We start from the raw sequence: 6,935 nt of genomic DNA, 5'->3' as shown, positions 1-6,935 counted from the left end.
GTGTTACCTCTAGGACCGGTAGCACCAGTAGCGCCCGTGTTACCTCTAGGACCGGTCGCACCAGTTGGGCCAGTGTTACCTGTAGCACCAGTAGCGCCAGTGGTACCGCTAGGACCGGTAGCACCAGTAGCGCCCGTGTTACCTCTAGGACCGGTAGCACCAGTAGCGCCCGTGTTACCTCTAGGTCCAGTAGGTCCAGTAGGTCCTCTGCCGAACGAAGCTGAATTAACTAGAGTAGTTTGTAACTCTGCAATTAATTTAAGGAGTTCTTGGAGTGTACAAGGATCAATTCGGAATAACTTTGTAATGTAAAGTAAATAATTAATTAAAATTTGAAGTTCAACAAATACAGCACTTGCTACGAAGGTTGGATTTTTTAATATAGTTATTAAGTTTTTAATGATGGCTAATCCTTGTGCTTTCAGAGCGGAAGTAGTGTCTAGTGAACAGATGAATTTGCTTAGTAGGTGCAATGTATCTATTAGATTCTCAATGTTTTTGGGAGATGGATTGGCGAAAAGTTTAGGGATTATTTTTATTAAATCGTTAATGATTGCACGGAATGTTCTAATTTGCGCTTTAGTAATTGGAATCGTTGGGGTAGTTGGAATTCGTCCAGCGCTAGTTGGAAAGCATGGATTGGAGTATTTATTTTGATTGTCGTTAAAGCGAGACATTAAATCTCTCCTTTCTAATAAGAATGTGAACGAAACTCATCATAGTAGATGCAGAGAGTAGTTAAATGGTCATAGTGAAATGGATTCTTTCGAGAAAAAAATAAAAAAAACGCCTTATTATAGGGCGTTTTTTTTATTTTCAGCATATTGATAATATCGCTTTAGTGAAATTTTTGATTTGAAGCCAACTAATTTTATGATTTCTGGCTCTGGGGTTTGTTTTTTTATTAGGCGTAAAATAAACGTGTTCCGGAAATGTTGTCCAGAAATGCCTTTACGTAAATTCGCTCTTGCTACTTCAAGTCGGATCATTTTTTGGATAGCGATTTCTGTTAGTGCTTTTGGTGCATCGTTTTCGTATACCCATCTGTATGTTCCGCGGTTAAAATCGAATGCAACAAACAACGGGTCATTACTATGGTATTTAGGACGAACTGGTTCTGGAATACTTTTATAATATGTGTACAGTTGTTTTTTGTCTTCGATTGCTAATGTGATTGTTCTTTCTACTCCTGCGGTTGCTGGAATAGAAAGTGTATTAGTTTCAAAATGAACGTGATGCATAGTTAATGCTGTAAGCTCTTGTAAGGATAGTCCGTAGTCGATTAATATACTTAAAATGGCGATATTACGATCCATTAATAATGGACGAACGGGACGCTGTTTTTCTGAAAGTCCTTCTAATGAAGTGACTATATGCTTTAATCTTTTTTCTTCATCGGATGAAATGAAATCTTCATTACGCAATGCACGGTTTGGTTGAATAGTAATTTCCATATCATTCAATGGATTTGGAATGTTAAGAAAATGATGCATTCTATTTAATACAATAAATACACGATGCATTGTTTTCTCAGAGTAGTGTCGATTCTTTTTTAAGTCTGAAAAGTAATCTTCATAGTCTTTTGTACAAAGTGTTGCCCATATATTACTGGAAGGGAGCTTTTTGTTTTTTTCTAACCAATGTCCAAAATCTTCAATGTCATAAACGTAACGTTTAATGGTTGAAGACTTTCGGCCTTTATTCAATAAAAAAATAGAAAAGGCTTGTATTGTATCATGGAATTCCGTTGTTTCCATAGTCCCACCACCTTGATTATTTCTTATATTATAGCAAACTTTTCTGAAAATAGGCATTTGCAAGAGGGACTGGAATAATAATATTTGGTGAGTGGATAAAATGAGGTGATTGTATGGAACAATCGATGCGTAAGAAAAATAACAATCAAATTAATATTGTATTAAACCATCGAAAGAAAATTTCGTTACCGGCATCAGAAAATAAAACGGTAATTTCAAGTGAAACCACTACTAAACATGAGATGTTGCAGAGAATTGAAGAAGAGATGGGAAAGCTTGTTGGGATGGATGAAATAAAAAAGATAATAAAAGAAATTTATGCTTGGATTTATGTAAATAAAAAAAGACAAGAGATGGGGTTGAAATCTGAGAAGCAAGTGCTTCACATGTTATTTAGGGGGAATCCCGGTACTGGGAAGACAACCGTTGCTAGAATGATAGGGAAATTGTTGTTTGAGATGAATATTTTATCGAAGGGGCATTTAGTTGAAGCAGAACGTGCTGATCTTGTGGGGGAGTATATCGGTCATACAGCGCAAAAGACGAGAGATTTAATAAAAAAGGCCATGGGAGGTATTTTGTTTATTGATGAGGCGTATTCTTTAGCACGGGGGGGAGAGAAGGATTTTGGGAAGGAAGCTATTGATACACTTGTGAAGCATATGGAAGATAAGCAGCACGGTTTTGTATTAATTTTAGCTGGATATTCAAGAGAGATGAATCATTTTCTTTCATTAAATCCAGGGTTACAATCTCGTTTTCCATTTATTATTGAATTTGCGGATTACTCGGTAAATCAGCTGTTGGAAATTGGAAAGAGAATGTATGAGGAGCGTGAATATCAGTTATCTAAAGAAGCGGAGTGGAAATTTCGAGATCATTTACATGCGGTAAAGTATTCGTCGCAAATTACATCGTTTAGTAATGGGCGATACGTACGGAATATTGTTGAAAAATCGATTCGTACACAAGCTATGCGATTGTTACAAGAGGATACGTATGATAAATATGATTTAATTGGGATATCAAGTATGGATTTAATGCTTGAAGAGGAGACGCACAGTACGTAAACTGTGCGTCTGTTTTTATGCATAAGTTCGTTTACTCTTTTTTTGCTTTTTCTTGGTGAGTTTTATGAAGACGTTCCATTTTAGCGCTCTTTTCGTGCGCTGAATTTGGATCATGTCCAAATTGGTTTACTGAGCTTTTTTGAACTCCTTTATTAACATGGTTTGTCATTTGCATTCACCTCGCTTTAAAAATTAGTATAAACATTATGTAAAGAAAAACTCGTTAGAAAAGAAAAACCTCTTTACGATATGTAAAGAGGTTAGATTGCTATTTATGCATTGAGCGCTCCTTTGTATCGATGCGTCTATGTGGTAAATGCCATTTGTAATGAATAGAAACCATGCGGAAGCAAACAATTAAAATGAATAAAGTGTATAGAGCCCAATCGCTAACGATGACTTTAGCGCCAATCAAAAAACCGGCTAAAATCGTCCAAAACGCATATACATCAGCTCGAAGGACGAGAGGTTTTCTACGTGCTAAAAGATCACGAATAATACCGCCGCCAATGCCAGTTAAAACAGCAGCTACAATTGTAGCGCTAATTGGTAAATTTAATTTTTGGGCGTATAGAGCTCCTTGTACGGCGAACGCTGATAAGCCGATGGCATCTGTGATGTTTTCCCACTTTTTCCAATGTTTAATTAATTTATTAGGAAAAAGAAAAATGATCGTCATTGATAATAGTGCGATTTGGAATAACATGTCTTGTTGCCAAAACGCGACGATTGGATAACCGATTAATAAATTACGAAGGGCACCTCCCCCAAATGCGGTTGCCATTCCTAAAATATATACCCCGAAAATATCATAATCCTCTTCCATTGCAACAATGGCTCCGCTTAGTGCGAAAGCGATTGTGCCTATGATGCTAAAAATCTCCCATGCCATGAATTTTCTCCCCCGCTAACTAGATGAAATGTGCTTCCTCTGCTATTATATTAGAAGGTTTAAATTTCGAAAAGGATGAGTGAACATATTTGATGGAAGAAAAAGAAAAAATCATATTAGTTGGCTGTCAATTGCCACAAGATGATGATGAAAAATTTATGCATTCCATGAAAGAGCTTGCATCGCTAGCGAAAACTGCGCGAGCGGAAGTGTTAGTATCAACGACGCAAAAGCGCCCGAAGTTTCATCCGGCGACTTATATAGGAAAAGGTAAACTAGAAGAGCTTGCAGCGTTGACGGAAGAATTAGAACCAGCTGTTATTGTTTTTAATAATGAGTTAACACCAAGTCAAATTCGGAATTTATCTTCAGTATTAGATGCGAGAGTGATTGACCGAACGCAGTTAATACTAGATATTTTTGCGCAACGTGCGAAATCGAGAGAGGGTAAGCTTCAAGTAGAATTAGCTCAATTGCAATATACAATGCCGCGCCTTATGGGACAAGGTCTTGCTTTATCACGTCTTGGTGGTGGAATTGGTACAAGGGGACCAGGAGAGACGAAGCTTGAGACAGATCGTCGTCATATTCGATCTCGTATTGATGAAATAAAGAGACAACTTGCGGTTGTTGTGGAGCATCGAAAGAGATATCGTGAGAGAAGAAAAGATAATAAAGTGTTTCAAGTTGCGTTAATTGGGTATACAAATGCAGGGAAATCTACGTTGTTTAATAGATTAACGGAAGCTGATACGTTTGAAGAAAACTTATTGTTTGCAACGCTAGATCCGACGACAAGAAAGATGCCGTTACCTTCTGGTTATACAGTGCTTTTGACTGATACGGTTGGTTTTATACAAGATTTACCTACGTCACTAATTGCTGCTTTTCGATCTACGTTAGAAGAAGTTGGGGAAGCGGATGTTATTTTACATGTTGTTGATTCAGCAGATCCTAATTATGTAGGACATGAGCAGACAGTAAAGCAATTATTGTCGGACCTTGAAATTAATCATATTCCTATTATTACGTTATATAATAAAAAAGATAAATTGCATCAAAACTTCATTCCATTTCCGAAAAGTGATTTCTTAATGACTAGTGCTTTTGAAGAAAGTGATTTATTGCGTATAAAAGAAGCGCTAGAAACGAAGATGAAGGAAGAAATGGATGATTATCAAGTGGAAATCCCTCCGAGTGAAGGTAGGTTATTAACGCTTTTAAAGACAGAAACAATATTAACTAAAATGGAGTTTCTAGAAGATAAATTTGTATATGATTGTACAGGGTATATATTTGCTCATTCATCGCTTAAGGGGCAATTAAAGAGATTTTTAGTGGAAGAAGGAGAAAATAATGTTTGATCGTTTGAAAAATGGAGAAAAAATTGCTCCAATTGTAAAAGAAGTAGAAAGTCAAATTACAGAAGTACATAAACATGTGGATGAAGTGATTGAGAGCAACCAATTTCGTGTATTAGAAAGTTTTCGTAAACATAAAATTAGCGATTCGCATTTTATTCCGACGACAGGTTATGGTTATGATGATATTGGTCGTGACACGTTAGAAAAAGTGTATGCTGATGTATTTGGGGCAGAAGCGGGTCTTGTTCGTCCACAAATTATTTCAGGTACTCACGCAATTTCGACAGCTCTATTCGGTATTTTACGTCCAGGAGATGAACTGCTATACATAACAGGAAAACCATATGATACGTTAGAAGAAATCGTTGGTGTACGCGGAAAAGGTGTAGGTTCATTTAAAGAATATAATATTGGCTATAACGCAGTTCCGTTAACTGAAGAGGGATTTGTAGACTTTGAAGCTGTTGCAGCTGCGATCCATAGTAATACGAAGATGATTGGTATTCAGCGTTCAAAAGGATATGCTACTCGTCCGTCGTTTACTGTTTCACAAATTAAAGAGATGATTGCGTTTGTGAAAGAGATTAAACCTGATGTTGTTGTATTTGTAGATAACTGCTATGGCGAATTTATTGAAGAAGAAGAGCCATGTCATGTTGGTGCGGACTTAATGGCAGGCTCTCTTATTAAGAATCCTGGCGGTGGAATTGTTAAAACTGGTGGTTACATTGTTGGTAAAGAGCAGTATGTTGAAGCGTGTGCATATCGTCTAACATCTCCAGGAATCGGTGCGGAAGCAGGGGCATCTTTATACAGTCTGCAAGAAATGTATCAAGGTTTCTTCTTAGCGCCGCATGTAGCGGGACAAGCGCTAAAAGGTGCGATTTTTACAGCTGCATTTTTAGAAAAGTTAGGGATGAATACATCACCAGCTTGGAATGCACCAAGAACAGATTTAATTCAGTCTGTTCAATTTGATGATAAAGATCGTATGATTGCGTTCTGTCAAGCGATTCAATATGCATCTCCAATTAATTCTCATTTCACTCCATATGCAAACTATATGCCGGGTTATGAAGATGATGTAATTATGGCTGCGGGGACGTTTATTCAAGGTGCAAGTATTGAGCTGTCGGCTGATGGTCCGATTCGTCCGCCTTATGTTGCTTACGTGCAAGGTGGGTTAACTTATTCGCATGTAAAGATTGCGATTTGTTCTGCGATTGATGCGTTAATTGAAAAAAAACTATTAACAATTTCTTAAAGGAAAGCTGTCGATTTCGGCAGCTTTTTTCGTGTGAAAGTAATGATTTGTGCCATTAGAAAAAAATGAAAAAATTCACAAAAAAATCATGTAAGAAAAGCTAACATCTATTGACACTAAACATAACATGGTATAAAATGAGAAACAGTTAAGGCGAAGGAGGAACTGAAACAATGAAAGAAGATAGACGTTCTGCTCCGCTGTTTCCAATTGGTATTGTAATGGATTTAACACAATTATCTGCACGTCAAATTCGCTACTATGAAGAGCATAATCTTATTTTTCCAACCCGTACAAAAGGGAATCGTAGATTATTTTCATTTAACGATGTAGATAAATTGTTGGAAATTAAAGATTTGTTAGATCAAGGCTTAAATATGGCCGGAATTAAACAAGTATTGCAAATGAAAGAAAATCAAACAGAAGCAGTGAAAGTAAAAGAAGAAACGAAAGAAATTTCAAAATCCGAGCTTCGCAAAATTCTTCGAGATGAACTACAACATACAGGTAGATTTAATCGGACCTCATTGCGACAAGGTGACATTTCAAGGTTTTTTCACTAAAGATAACTGATTCTGAAGGTGTTTA

At 36.9% G+C, this 6,935-nt stretch carries 8 protein-coding genes; 4 read left to right on the top strand and 4 right to left on the bottom strand.

Annotated features, from left to right (window positions below):
- Together MR066_RS18060 and MR066_RS18055 are read right to left on the bottom strand one after the other, a co-directional pair.
- The coding region (locus MR066_RS18060) for a collagen-like protein (RefSeq protein ID WP_242248033.1) at positions 1-677 on the bottom strand (677 nt) is incomplete at its 3' end.
- 117 nt (positions 678-794) lie between these two features.
- Positions 795-1,757, bottom strand: a complete 963-nt coding sequence (locus tag MR066_RS18055; RefSeq protein WP_002128613.1) for a tyrosine-type recombinase/integrase — start codon at positions 1,755-1,757, stop codon at positions 795-797.
- Positions 1,758-1,870: 113 nt separating this feature from the next.
- Between MR066_RS18055 and spoVK the strand changes: the two genes are divergently transcribed.
- The gene (gene spoVK, locus MR066_RS18050; protein ID WP_002014481.1) at positions 1,871-2,827 is read left to right on the top strand and encodes a stage V sporulation protein K; all 957 of its coding nucleotides are present in this window, start codon (positions 1,871-1,873) and stop codon (positions 2,825-2,827) included.
- A 31-nt stretch (positions 2,828-2,858) separates the two neighbouring features.
- Here spoVK and MR066_RS18045 read toward each other — a convergent pair whose 3' ends face one another.
- Together MR066_RS18045 and MR066_RS18040 are read right to left on the bottom strand one after the other, a co-directional pair.
- Positions 2,859-2,996 (bottom strand): hypothetical protein, encoded by a 138-nt coding sequence (locus MR066_RS18045; RefSeq protein WP_242248032.1) that lies wholly within the window; start codon positions 2,994-2,996, stop codon positions 2,859-2,861.
- A 99-nt stretch (positions 2,997-3,095) separates the two neighbouring features.
- Positions 3,096-3,719 carry a trimeric intracellular cation channel family protein gene (locus MR066_RS18040; protein WP_002014478.1) on the bottom strand — a complete coding sequence of 208 codons (624 nt, stop codon included), beginning with the start codon at positions 3,717-3,719 and terminating at the stop codon, positions 3,096-3,098.
- 92 nt (positions 3,720-3,811) lie between these two features.
- Here MR066_RS18040 and hflX point away from each other — a divergent pair, with 92 nt between their 5' ends.
- The 3 genes from hflX (at position 3,812) to glnR (ending at position 6,910) form a co-directional block, all read left to right on the top strand.
- Positions 3,812-5,083, top strand: coding sequence for a GTPase HflX (hflX, locus tag MR066_RS18035; protein WP_133116710.1), 1,272 nt, complete (start codon positions 3,812-3,814; stop codon positions 5,081-5,083).
- Positions 5,076-6,347, top strand: a complete 1,272-nt coding sequence (locus MR066_RS18030) for a methionine gamma-lyase family protein (RefSeq protein ID WP_002142781.1) — start codon at positions 5,076-5,078, stop codon at positions 6,345-6,347. The genes hflX and MR066_RS18030 overlap by 8 nt, the downstream gene beginning before the upstream one ends.
- 173 nt (positions 6,348-6,520) lie before the next feature.
- Positions 6,521-6,910 (top strand): transcriptional repressor GlnR, encoded by a 390-nt coding sequence (gene glnR, locus MR066_RS18025; protein ID WP_002014475.1) that lies wholly within the window; start codon positions 6,521-6,523, stop codon positions 6,908-6,910.
- Positions 6,911-6,935 lie beyond the last annotated feature (25 nt).

The sequence above is a fragment of the Bacillus cereus group sp. BfR-BA-01523 genome, assembly GCF_022662615.1.
In the GTDB taxonomy this organism is placed as follows: Bacteria; Bacillota; Bacilli; order Bacillales; family Bacillaceae_G; genus Bacillus_A; species Bacillus_A mycoides.
This window is presented reverse-complemented; position numbering and strand designations above follow the sequence as displayed.